This is a genomic window from Microbacterium sp. LMI13-1-1.1, from assembly GCF_040815625.1.
GTDB lineage: Bacteria > Actinomycetota > Actinomycetes > Actinomycetales > Microbacteriaceae > Microbacterium > Microbacterium forte.
This window is the reverse complement of record NZ_JBFPNL010000001.1, coordinates 1,025,464-1,038,893: the sequence shown is the minus strand read 5'-3', so window position 1 is coordinate 1,038,893 and position 13,430 is coordinate 1,025,464. Positions and strand designations below refer to the sequence as shown.

The window sequence follows — 13,430 nt, the reverse complement described above, 5'->3', positions numbered from 1 at the left end:
GATGGACGACATCCTCGTCGCGCTCCGTGCGATCGTGGCACTGGGAGCGGTGCTCGGTCTGCTCCTCTTCCTGAGCCGTCGCCTGCAGAAGTCGCAGGCGAAGGGAGTGAGTCCGCTGGCCGGGCTGATGCCGAAGAAGCTCGCCAAGCTGACCGAGCTCGTGCCGTCGCGTCCGGCGGCAGTCCCGCGCCCACGCCCGGAGAAGATCACCGTGGTGGCGCGGTCGGGCATCGGGGGCAAGGCACAGCTCGTGGTCGCCGAGTTCGGCGGCATCCGCTACGTGCTCGGCGTGACCGAGCACGGGATCAACGTCGTCGACACCCAGGAGGCGCCTCCGCTCGCCGAGGAGGTCCTCGCGGAGGACGAGCGCCCCGCTGTCTCCGAGATGCCCGACGACATCGTCGACCGCGCACTTCGCTCCGTCGCCTGACGGCAGTCAGCTCATCGGTCGACGCGGTTACGTGCACCTCGTGGTGTCGCGATAGTCGACTGCGAGCACGGATCGCTCGACCCTCTGGCTACGGATCGGCCACGTCACCCATCTTCGGAGTGCCGCCGTGCCCGTATCCGCCGCAGTCGCCGCGTCGCCGTCTGCGCGCGCACCGCGACTGCCGCGGCGTGCCTGGCTGCTCCTCGGCGCCGCTTTCGGCATCGCGGCGGTTCTGGTGCTCCTGCAGACCACAGGTGCGCACGCCGCCGCGTCGCTGCTCCCGACGGAGACCGGTGATGGCGACGGCGTGACGATCAACGGCATCAACGGGACCCCGTCCGACAGCATCATGACGCTGCTCGGAATCACCGTTCTCAGCGTCGCTCCGGCCCTGCTGCTGATGATGTCCAGCTTCACCAAGATCTTCGTGGTGCTCGCCCTCACCCGCAATGCGCTCTCGCTGCCGTCGATCCCGCCGAACCAGGTGCTCGCGGGGCTCAGCCTCTTTCTGACGCTGTTCATCATGTGGCCGGTGCTCACCGACATCAATGCCGTCGCGGTCGCACCGTTCACCGATGGTCAGATCGACTTCGGCAGGGCGTTCGAGCTCGCCCAGGAGCCGCTGCGCGAGTGGATGCTCACCTACACCCGCGAAGAGGACATCGCGCTGATGCACCGTGCGGCGCAGATGGAGAACCCCACGGACGCTGCCAGCATCCCGCTGCAGACGCTCGTGCCGGCGTTCATGATCAGCGAGCTGCGCGCTGCCTTCCTGATCGGGTTCATCATCTTCGTCCCCTTCCTCGTGATCGATCTCGTCGTCGCCAGCGCTCTGATGTCGATGGGCATGATGATGCTGCCTCCCGTCATGATCTCGCTGCCGTTCAAGATCCTCCTGTTCCTGCTCATCGACGGCTGGGGCATGGTCATCACGGCGCTCGTCCAGTCGTACAACGGGGGTGGCTGATGAACCCGGAGGCCGTCATCGACATCGGGCAGGCGGCGCTCATCGTGGGCGCGAAGCTCTGCGCGCCGCTGCTCATCACCGCGCTCGTGGTGGGATTCGCCATCTCGCTGCTGCAGTCCATCACTCAGGTGCAGGAGATGACGATCTCGTTCGTGCCGAAGCTCGTCGCCGTCGGCATCGCCCTGCTCGTGACGGGGCATTGGATGATCGCCGAGATGATCGCCTTCACGAACGAGATGTTCGCGCGGATCCCGTCGCTGCTGAACGGCGGCTGATGAACATCCCCATCGACTTCACGTGGCTCGAGGCGACCTCCCTCGCCTGCGTGCGGATCACGGCCTTCCTGGTGCTGGCTCCGCCGTTCAGCCACGGCACGATCCCGATGCGGATCCGCGCGATGCTCGGCGTGGGTCTCGCTCTCGCCGTTTCGCCGGTGGTGACAGCAGGCTACGAACGTCTCGACACCGGAGCCTTCATGCTCGCCCTGGCCGGTCAGGCGCTGACGGGCGCGCTCCTCGGCTTTCTGGTGATGGTGCTCTTCAGCGCGATCCAGGGGGCGGGCCATCTCGTCGACACGTTCGGCGGGTTCCAGCTGGCGCAGGCGTTCGACCCAGGGATGGCGATCAACGGTGCGCAGTTCACGCGCCTGTTCCAGATGACCGCGATCATGCTGCTGTTCGCCTCGGACGGATACCAGCTCGTGCTCGGCGGCCTGTTCCGCTCGTTCGACGCCGTGCCCGTCACCGGCATGATCGATCTCGCCAAGCCGGCGGAGGCACTCGTGGGGGCTGCGGGGCAGATGATGCTCAGCGCCGTGCAGATCGCGGGCCCGCTGCTCATCGTGCTCTTCCTCGCAGACGTCGGTCTCGGACTGGTCAGTCGCGTCGCGCCGGCACTGAACGCGTTCGCCATGGGCTTCCCGATCAAGATCGGCCTCACGCTGCTGCTGGTCGGATTCGTCTACGCGGCGCTGCCCAGTGTCGTCGCAGTCATCGCCGAGGAGGCCGCGAGGCTGCTGCTGGGGGTGACGCGATGAGTGAGTCCGACAGCGGCGAACGCACCGAGAAGGCGACCGAGCGTCGCCTGAAGGAAGCGCGGAAGAAGGGGCAGATCGGCCGCAGCCAGGACTTCACCGCCTGGGTCTGCATAGCGGCCGCCGTCGTGATGATGGTGCCGACGATCGCCTCCGGCACGCAGGTCGTCACCGAGCTCTTCCTCGCCGTGACACCCGTCGCGATGAACCCCACCGACGGCGCGGCCCTCGACGTGCTCGGCTCGGCGATCGCATCGCTCGGCGGCATCCTGCTCCCGATGCTGGTGGTGGTGCTGCTCGCGACGACGGCCACCGCAGTCGCTCAGGGCGGCATCCATCTGCGAGGGGTGACGATGCGCACCGAGCAGTTCAACATCGTGTCCGGCATGAAGCGGGTCTTCGGGCAGCAGGCGCTCTGGGAGGGTGCCAAGGCGCTGCTGAAGACGCTGGCGATCGGGCTCGCGCTCTGGATCGTCGTCTCAGGTCTCGTGCCTGTGCTCATGGCCAGCGGCAGCCACAACATCACCTGGCTGCTCGAGCAGGCGGCCGGGGGAGCGATCGCGCTCCTGCAGGTCGCCGTCGCGGTGGGCATCCTGCTAGCGGCGATCGACGTGGCGGTCGTGATGCGACGCAACCGCAAGCACACCCATATGACGAAGAACGAGGCCAAGGACGAGCACAAGAAGAGCGAGGGCGATCCGCTCGTGCGCTCGCAGCGCCGTTCGCGGCAGCTCGCCATGAGCCGCAATCGGATGATCGCGGCGGTCGGCGACAGCGATGTCGTTCTGGTGAACCCCACCCATGTCGCGGTCGCGCTGAGGTACGAGCCGGGCAAGTCGGCCCCTCGGGTCGTGGCGAAGGGGGCGGGGATCGTGGCGCAGAAGATCCGCGAGAGGGCGGAGGAAGCCGGCGTGCCGATGATCAAGGACGTCCCGCTCGCGCGTGCGCTGCACTCGGCCTGCGAGATCGGGCGGGAGATCCCGGAAGAGCTCTACACCGCCGTCGCCCAGGTGCTCGCCTTCATCGAGCATCTCAAGCGCCGAGGGTCGGCCAGGGGGACGCACACGATGCCCTTCGCGAGCACCAGGGACCGCGGCCTCTGAGCCGGGTCACGAACAGATTTCGAACGACGAGAGAGAACGAAGGCGAGACGCATGATCGGTCAGCTGTTGTCCAAGGCGACGGTGCCCGTAGGAGTGGTGGGCATCATCCTCCTGCTCATCGTGCCCATCCCGACCGGGCTCCTCGACGTCCTCATCGTCCTGAACATCTCGTTCGCGCTCCTGATCCTCCTCACCGCGATGTTCATCAAGAAGCCGCTCGACTTCTCGGTCTTTCCCAGCCTGCTGCTCGTCGCGACGCTCTTCCGGCTCGGTCTGAACGTCGCGTCGACGCGTCTCGTGCTCAGCGAGGCGCACGCAGGCGAGGTGATCCAGGCGTTCGGGGAGATCACGATCAGCGGGTCGCTCGTGATCGGTGCGGTGATCTTCCTCATCCTCACCGTCATCCAGTTCGTCGTCGTCACCAAGGGTGCAGAGCGCGTCGCCGAGGTCGGAGCACGATTCACCCTCGATGCCATGCCCGGCAAGCAGATGGCGATCGACGCGGATCTGAACGCCGGGCTGATCACCGACACCGAGGCGCGCAGGCGTCGAGCCGAGGTCGCGGCGGAGGCCGACTTCTACGGCGCGATGGACGGCGCGTCGAAGTTCGTCAAGGGTGACGCGATCGCGGGCATCGTGATCGTCGTCATCAACTTCGTCGGTGGCATCATCATCGGCATGGTGCAGCACGGCATGGAGGTCGGCGACGCCCTCGAGACCTACAGCATCCTCACCATCGGCGACGGACTGGTCACCCAGATCCCCGCGCTGCTGATGGCCGTGTCGACCGGCATGATCGTGACTCGCGAGAACGCCGAGTCCGAGATGGGACAGGCGGCCGGTCGTCAGCTCATGCAGTCGCGCAACGCCCTCGTGATCACGGGCCTCGCAGCCATCGCCATGGGCTTCATCCCCGGGATGCCCCTCGTGATCTTCCTGGCGATCGGAGCGGTGCTGCTATTCGCGGCATCCCGCGTCAAGGCCAACGAAGACCGCGATGCCGCACTCGAGGCCGATGCGCTGCAGCAGGAGGCCGTCGAGGCCGGGGCCGAGGGACCGGAAGAGCTCATGGACAGGATGCGCGTGCACGCGCTGGAGATCTCGCTGTCACCTGACATCGTCGATCTGGCATCCGGGGGAGCGGGGGATCTGCTCACCCGGGTGAAATCCCTTCGTCGCAAGCTCGCTCTGGACATCGGCATCCTGATGCCGCCGGTGCGCACCCGTGACAACATCGACCTGCCGGCGCAGACCTACTCGATCCTGATCGCCGGGGTCGAGGCCGGGCGCGGATCCGTGCCGCGCGGACACGTGCTCGCGATCGGCACGGGTCTCGAGCAGCTTCCCGGCACGGCCGTGGTCGACCCCGTGTTCGGCCTCGAGGGCAAATGGGTGCCCGCCGAGATGTCGCACGCCGCTGACATGGCGGGTGCGACGGTGATCGATCGGGCGAGCGTGATCATCACCCACCTCTCCGACATCGTGCAGAGCCAGGCCCATCGGCTGCTCTCGCTCGAAGACGTACGCCAGCTGACCGAGCACCTGAAGCAGTCCAGCCCCGCGACGGTCGAGGAGCTCACTCCGGCCGTGCTGTCGCTCGCCGCGATCCAGCGCGTCCTGGCGGGGCTTCTCGCCGAGCGGGTGCCGATCAACGACCTCGCCCGCATCTACGAGGCGCTCGCACTGCGAGGCAAGACCTCGACCGAGACCGCGGGGCTGATCGACGCGGCCAGGGCGGCGCTCGGGCCGGCGATCGCCTCGCGCTTCGCCGAAGACGGACGCATCCGGGTCGTCATGTTCGAGCCGATGCTCGAACAGCAGATGCTCGAGGGGATGCGGGTCGTCGACGGTCATCCGCAGATCGTGCTGACGCCGGAGTCGACCATGCAGGTGCTCGAGAACGTGCGTCGCACCGTCGCCGAGCTCGAGCAGATGGGTCCGGAACCCGTGCTCGTGTGCGCTCCGTCTCTGCGTCAGGCCGTGCGTCGGATGGTCTCGTCGCAGGTCAGCGGCCTCCCCGTGCTGTCGTACGACGAGGCGGCGGCAGGCGGCCTCGCGACCGACGTCGTCGGAGTGGTGCGCATGACGCAGTCGGCTCTTCCGAGCGCGGCCGTGTAGGGCCTGGATCTGCTCATTTACGAGCTGAGTGCGATACGTTTGTGGGCAGAGGGCGCAACAGCGCTCACGCCATGGAAGGCAGACGACGCATGCTGGTACTCACGAGACGCGCCAACGAGAGCATCGTGATCGGCGACGACATCACCGTCACCATTCTCGCGGTGACGCCCAGCGGCGTCCGCGTCGGCATCGATGCGCCTCGCGACAAGCGCATCAACCGCGCCGAGATCGTCCTCGCGGTGAGCGACGCGAACCAGGAAGCCGTCCAGACATCCTCCGATGAGTCCGCCGAATCGGTTCTCCTCGGCATCCTGGGAAGAACGACCCCGGCACCCTGATCCGGTCGCAGGAGCGTCATCTCGACGCGCGCCGAGTTACTGGCCCGCTCCTTGTCGCGATAGTCGTGGATGTGACGGGCGATCCCGTCATGGAAACCGTGACATGACGAGGTGACGAACCGTGGCCGCTCACGACCTGAGCATGCAACTGATGCGAGAGCGCGACCTTCTCGAGGTGCTGCTCTTCAAGCTCGACGAGCAGCAGATGCTGCTCGCGACCGGACGCAACCGTTGGATCCACCATGCGGCGAACGAGATCGAGCGGGTCATCGCGGCTATGCCGACAGTCGCCCTCTCGCGTGACACGCTGGTCATCGCTGTGGCTGACGAGTGGGGCGTGCCGGAGGCGACGACGCTCCGCGATCTGATCGAGGCCGCACCGACCGACGCGTGGCGCGAGATCCTGACGGGGCACCTCGACGCGATGACGACCCTGGCCGACGAGATCGGCGACATGAAGAAGGTCAACGAGCAGCGCCTGCGCACGGCCATCCGGGTCACGCAGGAGACCATCGCAGGTCTCGGCGTTCCGACCGGCGAGTACGACACGCACGGCGATGTCGTCCGCGGCGCGGACGCCCGACTTCTCGACACAAGGGTGTGAGGTAAAGATGTCGTCATTCGCAGGGCTCCGCCTCGCAGAATCCGCGCTCTCCGCGGCACGAGCGGGGATGACCGTGACCGGTCAGAACATCGCCAATCAGGCCACCCCCGGCTACACGCGCCAGCGGGTGGAGCAGACCTCGTTCTCAGCGCCGGGGCAGACGGGACTCTGGCCGTCGGGACTCGGCATCGGCGGCGGTGTCGGCGTGACCGGGATCGCGCGGCTGGGCGACGACATCCTCGACGCTCGCGTCCGTGATGCCCTGTCGACGTCGGGATTCTGGAGCGCCCGCGCGACGGCCGCCAGCAGCGCAGAGGGCGTGATGGCCGAACCGACGAAGGACGGTCTCGCGGCGAATCTCGACCGCTTCTGGGCGGGCTGGTCCGACCTCGCCAACACGCCGGATCCGGCTGCGGCCCAGGTCGTGCTCACGAATGCCAACGTGCTCATCGGACAGATCGCCGCGGGATACCAGACGATCGCCGGGCAGTGGAGCGACCTGCGTGGACAGGTCGACAGTCAGCTCGCTGACGTCAATGCCGTCGCAGGCCAGGTGGCCTCGCTCAACGGTCAGATCAGGGATGCACTGCAGTCCGGGCGCAACGCCAACGAGCTGATCGACCAGCGCAACGTCCTCGCCCAGCAGCTCTCGACCGCAGTCGGAGCCAAGGGCAATGTGGAGGCAGACGGAACCCTCACCCTTCGCGTCGACGGCAACGCGCTCGTGTCGGGCGACAGCAGTCGAGCGCTCGTGGCGAGCGGGCCGCGTGACATCGCCGATGCCGGTCGCATCACCGTCGCGTGGGCCGATCGGCCGGGCCTGGCAGTGCCGATCACGGGCGGCATCGTCGGCGGCACCATCAGTGCGCTCGCCCCCGCATCCGACGGCGGCACGCTGGCGGGAGTCGCTGCGGCCTACAACGAGACGGCGACAGCGCTCGCGACCGCCGTGAACGACGTGCACCGCACGGGCGTCACATCGTCCGGTGCAGCCGGGGGCGACTTCTTCACGCTCAACGGCGCGGGCCCTGCTGCTCTCGGGCTCAGCGTGGTTCCCACCGGTCTCGACGAGCTGGCTCTGGCAGTGCCGGGAGCCGGAGCGAAGGACACCACGATCGCCGACCGCATCAGCGCGCTCAGTGCATCGGCGACTGGGCCCACCAAGACCTGGTCGACCTTCGTCACCGGGTTCGCGGTCACCGTCGCAGGCGACCTGCAGCGCGCCGACATCGCCGATATGGGAGCTGTCGCGGCGGTCACCGCGCAGCAGTCGAACTCTTCGGTCGACGGCGACGAGGAGACGATCAACCTCCTGACCTACCAGACCGCCTATCAGGCAGCGGCCCGCGTGCTGACCGCTGTCGACGAGGCCCTGGATCTGTTGATCAACCGCACCGGCCTCGTCGGCCGCTGACTCTGGGGAGAGAGAACATGATCGGCCGTATCACGAGCAACACCATGACGCAGCAGTCGCTGCGGACGTTGCAGACCAACCTCGCGGACCGCGAGCGCCTGCAGAATCAGGCTGCCTCGCAGCGTGCCTTCCGCTCGCCGAGCGAAGACCCTGCCGCAGCGGCCACAGCGCTCGGCGTGCACGGCGACCAGTCGCGCGTCGCCCAGTTCGCCCGCAACCTCAGCGACGGGATGGCGTGGGTGACGACCGTCGACACTGCGCTCGGGGCCAGCGCAGACCTGCTCAATCGTGCGCGGGATCTCACCGCGCAGGGAGCCAACTCTGGGGCGCTCAGCGCGACAGCGCGCGAGTCGATCGCGCAGGAGCTCGAGTCGATCAGCGCGGAGCTGCTCGCCAAGGCGAACACGAGGGTGCTCGGTCGCAGCGTCTTCGCCGGCACGAGCGATGCGGGAGGCGCCTTCGACGCCACCACGTTCGCGTTCAACGGCGGCACGGGTGACGGAGTGCATCGCCGCATCAGCGACAACGAGACGGTGCGCGTCGACTTCGACGGCTCACAGGCGTTCGGCGAGGGTGCTGACAGCGCGTTCGCCCTGCTGAACGACATCGCGGCGGACCTGCGCAGTGGCGTGGAGGTGGGCGCGCGTCTCGGCGACATCGATGCACGACTGAAGGATGTCAACGCCGCGCGAGGAACGACGGGTGCGCGTCAGGTGCAGATCGAGCGCGCCTCGGCCCAGAACCTCTCGGCGTCGATCGACCTCGAGGCCCGTCGCACCGAGGTCGAGAACGTCGACAGCCTCGAGGTGCTCGTTCGACTGCAGTCTGCCGAGCTCGTCTTCCAGTCCGCCCTGCAGGTGACGGCGCGATCGCTGCAGACCAATCTGATGGAGTTCCTGCGATGAATGCGTCGACCGACCAGAGGCCCGCGACGCTGGACGTCGAGTTCGCATCGCCCATGCCGGGCCTGAGCCCGCACACGGGGTTCACTCTCGAGCAGATCGACGGCGCGGACGGGTTGCACGCGCTGCGAGCCACGGACGCCGATGTGCGGTTGTTCCTCCTCGATCCGCTCTCCGGGGACTACGGCTACGAGCCGACCATCCCCGCCGAGGTGCGAGCGCAGGTCGGCGCCGCCGATGACTCCGAGATCCGTGTGTTCGTCGTGGCCAACCCTTCTGCAGACGGTGTCTACATCAATCTCCGAGCTCCGATCCTCATCCATGCCGCCTCCGGCCGTGCGGTGCAGGCGATCCTCGAGGATCAGCGGTACCCGATCCGCGCGCTTCTGGGCGGGTGAGCGGGCGTCCTGATCGACGGCTCTTCCGGCGGCGCGGGCTCGGCATGCAGAGGATTCTGAGATTCACCGCATATACCAAGGAAGAGGAACTATCCTCTGAAGAGCACAGGCTGGGGTACTGGCGGGATCCCGGCGTCGTCGCAGGAGATCGGGGCCTGGGGCACGTCACGGATGCGGTTGGTAGGGGTACAGCGCACGGCGCTCGGCGACGAGCGACATTCCATGGGACGGAAGACAACATGAGCACTTCAAGGACGCTCGAGACGAATCGGGTCAGCAAGCGGGAGTTCGTGCAGAGGTTCGCACGACGCGGCGGCATCTCGGTTCAGACGGCACAGACCGCGTACACGGCGATGATCGACGAGCTTCTCGACCTCGTCGGCCGGGGCAACACGGTGACGCTCACCAATTTCGGCAAGTTCTATCCGCAGACACACAAGGGGCATCGTGTGCAGTTCGCGAAGGACGATGGAGACGCCGAGGTCAACGACTACACGGTGCTGAAGTTCTCTGCGACTCGAGAGGTGAACCGTCGAGTCAAGGTGAACGATTAGTCATCGTTATCTGAACGTAAACGAGAATCCCCGGAGGTTTTGGCCTCCGGGGATCTTTCGTGCCCGTCTCACCTCTAGCATGTAGGTGAAAGCAGTTCCGGTCGCTGGGGAGAGACCACACTGTGAGTCGCTGGGGAGGGCTTGCACTTACAGTGAAAGAGGCGAATTCGATGCCTATGCGCCCGCGCGACCAGCTCGTGGTCGATCATCTGCACATCGTCGGCGCGGCAACGGCGTATGTGGCCTCGCGCATCACCCATGTCTCCCGCGACGATCTCGCCTCTGCCGGTGCGTTCGCGCTGGTCCGTGCGGCCGAGAAGTTCGATGCGAGCCTCGGCGTGCCGTTCGGGGCGTTCGCCCGGGCACGCGTCAACTGGGCCTTGAAAGACGAGCTGCGGTCGATGGACTGGGCGCCTCGAGACGTACGAGTGCGGGCGAAGCAGACGATCAAGGTCAGGCAGACCCTGTCGGCGGCGCTCGGCCGCACGCCCACAGTGACGGAGATCGCCGCGGCCATGGGCGTCGACATCGCAGTCGCGCGAGAGGGCCTGGATGACGCCGAACGTCTGCTCACCAGTCTTGACGCGCCGGATGCGCCGGAGATCGTGTGGACCGGGTATCTGCCGGAAGAACTCGCGATCGCATCCGAGCGCGATGAGTTCCTGCGACGGGCCGTCGCTGCGCTGCCGGAACGCAAGCGGTGGATCATCACGGCGATCTACTTCGATGACCGCACGGTGACCGAGCTCGCGGACGAGCTGGGAGTATCGCACGCCGCCGTCTCACAGCAGCGAGCCGCGGCGGTGCGCATGCTCCGGGATGCGCTGGACCGCCATTACGCCGACGCCCCGACGACCGAGTCCGCGCCGGCCGCGCGCTCATCCGCGTCCGGGCTGGACGCATATCTCGAGCGCCTTGCAGCCAGCGGCCAGCGGTTCACACGCGCGATACTCTCGCACGCCGTCGGCGTCTGATCAGGAGCCCGCCGTCCGACGCGTCGGCGAGGTTGCTCAGAGACTGAAGCCGTAGTTCGCCTGACCTACCAGGATGAGGTTGACCGTCGTCGGGTAGACCTCGGGCTCCTCGTCCTCGTCGTCGAGAAGCTCGAGCTTGTGGATCGGCACGAAGATGCTGCCGTCCGGTTCGAAGATGAGATCCTTGGGCACGAACGACGCGAAGATCGACCGCGTCGCGTTGCGCAGTTCGAAGGTGCGCCCGACGTCGCCCCGCTCGAAGAGGTTCATCTCCACCTCGTCCGACCAGACCTTGCCGTCGGGGAAGCGGGCCTCGATGCGATACGTGCTCGGCTCGACAGACTTGATGTTGAGGTCCTCCACGACGTCTGCGAACAGCGCGTCCGGCTGCTCGAGCTCGAACGCGATGGCACGCAGGTGGTCGTAATTGAGGCGGGCCCGGCGCGAGAACAGGGCGACGTTCTCGATCTCGTCAGGATCGGCGTGCGGCGCCTGGTCGATCAGATACTGCCGCACCTCGTCAGGGCCCGGGTACTCGAATCGCATGTGGTAGTGGAACCGCCCAGGGCGGTTGACGATGTAGGTGCTGACATCGCTGATGTCGTTCACCGTCAGGCAGTAGATGCGCTTCACGGACGAGAGGCCGTCGAACAGCGACAGGAACTGGTTCTGCCGGTTGTCTCCCTCTCCGCCGCGGCGCCCCGCAGGGAAGACCTTCTCGAACTCGTCGAAGATGATCAGGCACTCGTCGAGGGTGTCGAGGAACTCCACGATGCCGTCGTTGTCCTCTGAGACGATCACCACGGGCAGGCACTGCTCGCGGGCCTCCTCGGCGACCATGCGCAGGAACAGCGTCTTGCCGATTCCCTTGTCGCCGGACAGCATCACACCGAGACTGCGATCCGTGAGGGCATAGGAGCGGAAGATCTTGTCGACCTTCCTGTCGCGGCCGCCGTAGACGCGTTCGGTGCCCACTGTCAGGTCGTCGATCTTGATCAGGCTGAAGCCCTCTTTCGAGGTGAAATGCACCCGATAAGTACCGAGAGGGAACTCGTGATGCGTGCGGACGGCCGCGTCGTACACGCGGACATGTCCGCCCGTCTCGATGTAGGTGCTGGTCAAGATCCTTCTCCTTTGCTCCCCGTACTGATATATCGGTTGAGATCCGATCGCCGTAAGGCGTTCGGAAAGAAACTTTTCGCAGTACCCTGAGCGGACAGTGGGCGTGGGGACGCCCGGGTCAGGGGATCCATCATGGGCGAGTATGCAGGGGACGAGCAGCCGGTCGCAGGTGCGATCGTCATCGTGGTCGAGGCCGCGCCGCAGGGGCTGATGCAGTACACACTGGATCCCGACGACCGACAGCCCGCATGGCAAGCGGTGCTCGTCGCTCACGACGACGCCGTGATGGGAGCCGTGACCACGCCCGAGCAGACGGCGGAGCTGCTGGTGCGCGGAAGCGTCGAGTGCATCAGGCAGCGCATCCCGAGCCTCGAGGTCGGCGGCCTGACCATGCGCCCCGAGCTGGGCCCGAACGACAATGCACAGATCGTCGCCGCCGGAGAAGCCACCTTCCTGAGGTCCGAATGGGATGCGGTCGTCAGGCGGGCCGACGACCGACCCGAGAGCTGAGCTCGAACCCTGTCACCCGAGCACGCCACATCGCCGTCAGCCGGGAATCAGGTACGCGTCGACGATGAGCGGGCCGCGGATCTGACGGAGCTCGTCGATGATGCGATCGACGCCGCGGGTAGAGACCGACGGCATCTGCAGGTCGTGGGGGCCCAGCGGCTCGAGCCGCCCTGTGCGGATGCGGATGACCTCCCAGCCGGCGGCGCGCAGGGCACGATCCTTGCGCAGGTCCGTCTCCTGTCGCTTGCCGACATGCTCGAGTCCGTGGCGCCCGACGGCGTCGTACTCGATCGCGACGCGAAGCTCCGGAAGCAGGATGTCGGGCCAGACCTCGGTGTGACGGAAGAACGGTCGCGCCACCTTGACCGCGTTGACACCCGACGTGAAGGTGATGCGAGACGCGAGCGCTGCGCGGAGCCGGGCTTCGGCGGCGGATGCCGGCGCAGGAGCGCACACGCTCGAAAATGCCTCGCCGATCGGCAGATCGGGAGTCTTGTCGCACAGCGCGAGCTGCGGTCTCGGACGCCGCGGAATCGCGCGGGCCTCTCCCAGCACCACGGGCTGGGGCCTGGCGAGCGTCGAGCACTCGGGGCACCATGCCGATTGGCGACGCACCCGTCCCGGCCGCTCACGCTGTTCCGACGGCGTCGCGGCGAAACGATGGCCGACCCGGCATTCCCAGCACAGCAGCACGTCTGCCGCCAGCGGCACCTGCGAGAGCGCGATGCCGTGATTGAGCTCGGGATGGTACTGACGGATCAACTCGGGGTAGGCGGCCCATTGCGAGCGATAGGTGCCGACCTCGTATGGCACGTCTCGGCCTCGCGAGAACTGGCGTCTCGCCCACCACGACTGCACTGGTTCGGCCACGCCGGGCAACCTACCGGTCGCCGCCGACATCGCCAGAGGGCGTCGGACGTGACAGACTCGCGAGGGAGAACGAGTCCGGTGGACGGACAGAGG

Annotated in this window: 16 protein-coding genes; 14 read left to right on the top strand and 2 right to left on the bottom strand. The window is 67.0% G+C overall.

Annotation, left to right across the window (positions count from 1 at the left end):
- Nucleotide 1: 1 nt before the first annotated feature.
- From MRBLMI13_RS05025 to MRBLMI13_RS04965, 13 genes are all read left to right on the top strand, one after another.
- Nucleotides 2–430 (top strand): flagellar biosynthetic protein FliO, encoded by a 429-nt coding sequence (locus MRBLMI13_RS05025; protein ID WP_367820008.1) that lies wholly within the window; start codon nucleotides 2–4, stop codon nucleotides 428–430.
- A 127-nt stretch (nucleotides 431–557) separates the two neighbouring features.
- On the top strand, nucleotides 558–1,397 hold the full coding sequence (fliP, locus tag MRBLMI13_RS05020) for a flagellar type III secretion system pore protein FliP (protein WP_414685943.1): 840 nt from the start codon (nucleotides 558–560) through the stop codon (nucleotides 1,395–1,397).
- The gene (fliQ, locus tag MRBLMI13_RS05015; protein ID WP_042541106.1) at nucleotides 1,397–1,672 is read left to right on the top strand and encodes a flagellar biosynthesis protein FliQ; all 276 of its coding nucleotides are present in this window, start codon (nucleotides 1,397–1,399) and stop codon (nucleotides 1,670–1,672) included. The genes fliP and fliQ overlap by 1 nt, the downstream gene beginning before the upstream one ends.
- The gene (locus tag MRBLMI13_RS05010) at nucleotides 1,672–2,433 is read left to right on the top strand and encodes a flagellar biosynthetic protein FliR (protein WP_042541108.1); all 762 of its coding nucleotides are present in this window, start codon (nucleotides 1,672–1,674) and stop codon (nucleotides 2,431–2,433) included. The genes fliQ and MRBLMI13_RS05010 overlap by 1 nt, the downstream gene beginning before the upstream one ends.
- Nucleotides 2,430–3,533 carry an EscU/YscU/HrcU family type III secretion system export apparatus switch protein gene (locus tag MRBLMI13_RS05005; RefSeq protein WP_367820011.1) on the top strand — a complete coding sequence of 368 codons (1,104 nt, stop codon included), beginning with the start codon at nucleotides 2,430–2,432 and terminating at the stop codon, nucleotides 3,531–3,533. The genes MRBLMI13_RS05010 and MRBLMI13_RS05005 overlap by 4 nt, the downstream gene beginning before the upstream one ends.
- Before the next feature lie 51 nt (nucleotides 3,534–3,584).
- Nucleotides 3,585–5,651 (top strand): flagellar biosynthesis protein FlhA, encoded by a 2,067-nt coding sequence (locus MRBLMI13_RS05000; protein ID WP_367820013.1) that lies wholly within the window; start codon nucleotides 3,585–3,587, stop codon nucleotides 5,649–5,651.
- A gap of 89 nt (nucleotides 5,652–5,740) precedes the next feature.
- Complete coding sequence (csrA, locus tag MRBLMI13_RS04995; RefSeq protein ID WP_056377568.1) at nucleotides 5,741–5,989, top strand: carbon storage regulator CsrA; 249 nt, start codon at nucleotides 5,741–5,743, stop codon at nucleotides 5,987–5,989.
- Nucleotides 5,990–6,110: 121 nt separating this feature from the next.
- Nucleotides 6,111–6,593: a flagellar export chaperone FlgN gene (flgN, locus tag MRBLMI13_RS04990; protein ID WP_042541118.1), complete on the top strand. Its 483-nt coding sequence runs from the start codon at nucleotides 6,111–6,113 to the stop codon at nucleotides 6,591–6,593.
- A 7-nt stretch (nucleotides 6,594–6,600) separates the two neighbouring features.
- A complete protein-coding gene (gene flgK, locus MRBLMI13_RS04985) occupies nucleotides 6,601–8,007 on the top strand; it encodes a flagellar hook-associated protein FlgK (protein WP_367820016.1) in 1,407 nt (468 codons plus the stop codon).
- Nucleotides 8,008–8,024: 17 nt separating this feature from the next.
- Nucleotides 8,025–8,912 carry a flagellar hook-associated protein FlgL gene (gene flgL, locus MRBLMI13_RS04980; protein WP_309688923.1) on the top strand — a complete coding sequence of 296 codons (888 nt, stop codon included), beginning with the start codon at nucleotides 8,025–8,027 and terminating at the stop codon, nucleotides 8,910–8,912.
- The gene (locus MRBLMI13_RS04975) at nucleotides 8,909–9,307 is read left to right on the top strand and encodes a flagellar assembly protein FliW (RefSeq protein ID WP_367820018.1); all 399 of its coding nucleotides are present in this window, start codon (nucleotides 8,909–8,911) and stop codon (nucleotides 9,305–9,307) included. The genes flgL and MRBLMI13_RS04975 overlap by 4 nt, the downstream gene beginning before the upstream one ends.
- Nucleotides 9,308–9,546: 239 nt before the next feature.
- Nucleotides 9,547–9,861, top strand: coding sequence for an HU family DNA-binding protein (locus MRBLMI13_RS04970; RefSeq protein ID WP_367820020.1), 315 nt, complete (start codon nucleotides 9,547–9,549; stop codon nucleotides 9,859–9,861).
- Between the two features lie 170 nt (nucleotides 9,862–10,031).
- Nucleotides 10,032–10,835 (top strand): sigma-70 family RNA polymerase sigma factor, encoded by an 804-nt coding sequence (locus tag MRBLMI13_RS04965; protein WP_367820022.1) that lies wholly within the window; start codon nucleotides 10,032–10,034, stop codon nucleotides 10,833–10,835.
- Between the two features lie 36 nt (nucleotides 10,836–10,871).
- Here MRBLMI13_RS04965 and MRBLMI13_RS04960 read toward each other — a convergent pair whose 3' ends face one another.
- Nucleotides 10,872–11,957 (bottom strand): AAA family ATPase, encoded by a 1,086-nt coding sequence (locus MRBLMI13_RS04960; RefSeq protein ID WP_052492967.1) that lies wholly within the window; start codon nucleotides 11,955–11,957, stop codon nucleotides 10,872–10,874.
- A gap of 132 nt (nucleotides 11,958–12,089) precedes the next feature.
- Between MRBLMI13_RS04960 and MRBLMI13_RS04955 the strand changes: the two genes are divergently transcribed.
- Complete coding sequence (locus tag MRBLMI13_RS04955) at nucleotides 12,090–12,467, top strand: hypothetical protein (RefSeq protein WP_367820025.1); 378 nt, start codon at nucleotides 12,090–12,092, stop codon at nucleotides 12,465–12,467.
- 36 nt (nucleotides 12,468–12,503) lie between these two features.
- Here MRBLMI13_RS04955 and MRBLMI13_RS04950 read toward each other — a convergent pair whose 3' ends face one another.
- Nucleotides 12,504–13,337: a zinc-ribbon domain-containing protein gene (locus MRBLMI13_RS04950; protein ID WP_367820027.1), complete on the bottom strand. Its 834-nt coding sequence runs from the start codon at nucleotides 13,335–13,337 to the stop codon at nucleotides 12,504–12,506.
- Nucleotides 13,338–13,430 lie beyond the last annotated feature (93 nt).

What these genes read in the sequence shown, in the direction of transcription:
- MRBLMI13_RS05025 (WP_367820008.1), top strand. Translation starts at nt 2, where the DNA reads ATGGACGACATCCTCGTCGCGCTCCGTGCGATCGTGGCACTGGGAGCG.
- fliQ (WP_042541106.1), top strand. Translation starts at nt 1,397, where the DNA reads ATGAACCCGGAGGCCGTCATCGACATCGGGCAGGCGGCGCTCATCGTG.
- MRBLMI13_RS05010 (WP_042541108.1), top strand. Translation starts at nt 1,672, where the DNA reads ATGAACATCCCCATCGACTTCACGTGGCTCGAGGCGACCTCCCTCGCC.
- MRBLMI13_RS05005 (WP_367820011.1), top strand. Translation starts at nt 2,430, where the DNA reads ATGAGTGAGTCCGACAGCGGCGAACGCACCGAGAAGGCGACCGAGCGT.
- MRBLMI13_RS05000 (WP_367820013.1), top strand. Translation starts at nt 3,585, where the DNA reads ATGATCGGTCAGCTGTTGTCCAAGGCGACGGTGCCCGTAGGAGTGGTG.
- csrA (WP_056377568.1), top strand. Translation starts at nt 5,741, where the DNA reads ATGCTGGTACTCACGAGACGCGCCAACGAGAGCATCGTGATCGGCGAC.
- flgK (WP_367820016.1), top strand. Translation starts at nt 6,601, where the DNA reads ATGTCGTCATTCGCAGGGCTCCGCCTCGCAGAATCCGCGCTCTCCGCG.
- flgL (WP_309688923.1), top strand. Translation starts at nt 8,025, where the DNA reads ATGATCGGCCGTATCACGAGCAACACCATGACGCAGCAGTCGCTGCGG.
- MRBLMI13_RS04975 (WP_367820018.1), top strand. Translation starts at nt 8,909, where the DNA reads ATGAATGCGTCGACCGACCAGAGGCCCGCGACGCTGGACGTCGAGTTC.
- MRBLMI13_RS04970 (WP_367820020.1), top strand. Translation starts at nt 9,547, where the DNA reads ATGAGCACTTCAAGGACGCTCGAGACGAATCGGGTCAGCAAGCGGGAG.
- MRBLMI13_RS04965 (WP_367820022.1), top strand. Translation starts at nt 10,032, where the DNA reads ATGCCTATGCGCCCGCGCGACCAGCTCGTGGTCGATCATCTGCACATC.
- MRBLMI13_RS04955 (WP_367820025.1), top strand. Translation starts at nt 12,090, where the DNA reads ATGGGCGAGTATGCAGGGGACGAGCAGCCGGTCGCAGGTGCGATCGTC.